General features: G+C 39.4%; 1 protein-coding gene. It reads right to left on the bottom strand.

The window, feature by feature from the left end; genetic code table 11:
• A partial coding sequence (locus tag RG963_RS16345; protein WP_310577340.1) for a PKD domain-containing protein occupies nucleotides 1–2129 on the bottom strand: 2129 nt, incomplete at its 3' end.
• Between the last annotated feature and the right edge of the window lie 559 nt (nucleotides 2130–2688).

A 2688-nucleotide genomic window follows, 5' to 3' on the forward strand; every position in this document is an offset into this window, starting at 1 on the left:
GCGTTTGTTGCAACCAGTGTAACATTATATGTTCCCTTGCCATTGAATACGTGTTCAGGATTCTGCTCGATTGATGTTTGAGTTCCATCTCCGAAGTTCCATTCCCATCCTGTCGGACTGTTGGTGGATGTATCAGTGAACTTCACAGTAAGAGGAGTTGTTCCTTCGGTCTTATCTGCAACAAAGTTTGCAACTGGGGGTGTCAGTACACGGTTTACGGTGATAACCATTGATTTTTCATTGCTAGGGCCATCAGCGTTTGTTGCAACCAGTGTAACATTATATGTTCCCTTGCCATTGAATACGTGTTCAGGATTCTGCTCGGTAGAAGTACTTCCATCTCCGAAGTTCCATTCCCATCCGATTGGATTGTTGGTGGATGTGTCAGTGAACTTCACAGTAAGAGGAGTTGTTCCTTCGGTCTTATCTGCAACAAAGTTTGCAACAGGTGGTGTCAGTACACGGTTTGCGGTGATAACCATTGATTTTTCATTGGTGGAACCATCAGCATTTGTTACTACCAGTGTAACATTGTATGTTCCCTCGTCACTGAATGTATGTTCAGGATTCTGCTCGGTAGAAGTATTTCCATCTCCGAAGTTCCATTCCCATCCGATTGGATTGTTGGTGGATGTGTCAGTGAATTTCACAGTAAGATTTGCAGTGAAATTTGCTATCGGTGTTGACACATCCAATTCTGATTTTGAGGCAGACCTCGTGTTTCCATCCGGACCTATATTGATCCTGTCTCCATTGGGTTCCGGTTCGTTAGAATAATCCGATAAAGGATCTCCTGCATCGATGCATGGAGAACTTATATTATCATTCACCCAACCGCTCCCATCCCAGCGGCCTGCTTTTGACTTCAGGTGATAGTCGTGTTTATCTCTATCTGCGTATTGAGGGTCTGCTACTATATCCGAATGTGAAGGCTCAACACCTATATAGTCGCCGCCTGTGTTGTTATAGAAAGAGTTGTTCTGCAGGAAAAACGAGTGTGTATCCGTAAGCAGGTTACATATCCCGGATCCATTTCCTCCGGCTTTTGATGTTCGAGTATTCGTTATTATGTTATTTCTTACTGTAATCACATACCCTGAACCAGCCGGAGCCACGGAATATACATTATTCTGCATAATACCGGCCCCATATGCGCCATCGATCACGTTGTTTTCAATGAGAGCATTGAATCCGTCGGATAAGATTCCACCTATATTATTGCTTGAAGTATTTCCGGTATCATAGATCTGGTTATGATGAATATAGACGTTTGCGGATGATGTTGGATAAGAATTTGATCCGAAAATCCAGATTCCTGCAAGTACAGTCCTGTTTATTGTGTTATTGTACACTTCAATATCATCCATTGTAGGGGTTCCGTATTTCTGGATTTGGATTCCTGCACCCCCATAACCCTCCGATGTAATGATATTGTCGTGGAAATTTACATGATTTGTATTGTATATTCTTAGGCCGCTGTTTGTCCTGCATGTTATCTTATTGTTATAGGCTTCCACGTTTGAACAGCTACTAGCATATAGAACATCGTGACCCAACAGGTATATTTTATTGTCATATAATTTTATGTTAGAACACTTGTCAGTTTTTAAGCCATCTCCGTGGTTGTTGGTCATATACGTATCATACACACTTATGTTCCGACAATTACTCAAGTGGATAAGATTGTAGTAGTTTTTACCACTGGCAACATTGGTATTTCCTTCTCGGTTTCCATCAATAGTAAAACCGCGAATTGTTATGTCGTGGCTGCCAGAATTATTTTCTTTAATCATTGGCTTAAAGGCTTCCCAGTTGGCATTATTGGTAAGTCTGATCGTTATATTGGAATCTCCTTCAAGAGTTGTATTGTTGCCGATAAGAAGAGTATCATTTATGGAATATGTGAACGGGCCTTTAAGATAAACAGTTGTATATCCGGGATTGCCTGTTACAAACTGAAGAGCTTGATTAAGCTGTACGTCCGCATTTGTAGCATTACAATTAAAATCGCCACTACCATCTCCCGCAACGTAAACTATTGGTGCGGGTGTAGTGCACAAAACAACAGGAACGCATGCAAGTATGAGGAAATTTATAAGGAAAAAGATTTTTAACATTCGATTAAACATCTCTATCACCCGTAAATTATCTTACCCGTAAATTCTCTGCAGATTGAATTTACATGCTACTGATTCCTTAGTTCAACTGCGTAGATCCTAAAATCTTTTGATTCATTTTATCTCGCAGCATAGTCAAGCCCGTGCTTGATAAAGCAAAGCTCAATTACTCCAATTATTATGTTGCACTATCCTACCGTGGGGGTGAGTTATTGAAAACGATAAGCATGAGAATCTCTTTTCATTTTCCGCAAACAAGAAGGATTTACTCTTTTATTCAAAACCGATCAATCACTCACGGGAAAGACGTATAATACACAGGCATGACTATGAGGGTTGAACTAATCCCAAAACCAGCTTTACTCTCAATGAGTAAGAGTTTCAGCATTATTTTTCGTGATCAGAAAATCAATTAGTTATTTATGATACGGAATTCAGAGAGCAATTTTGAGTTTTGAGATAAGTTCATTCATAAAGAAGTAATAATATCTTTAACTTCTTTAATATTTTTAAACATTTCCCTTTGAAATGCAGATTTTTAAATCCATTAAATATAAGAGGATCTATCTAA

The organism is Methanosarcina baikalica, from assembly GCF_031461075.1.
In the GTDB taxonomy this organism is placed as follows: Archaea; Halobacteriota; Methanosarcinia; order Methanosarcinales; family Methanosarcinaceae; genus Methanosarcina; species Methanosarcina baikalica.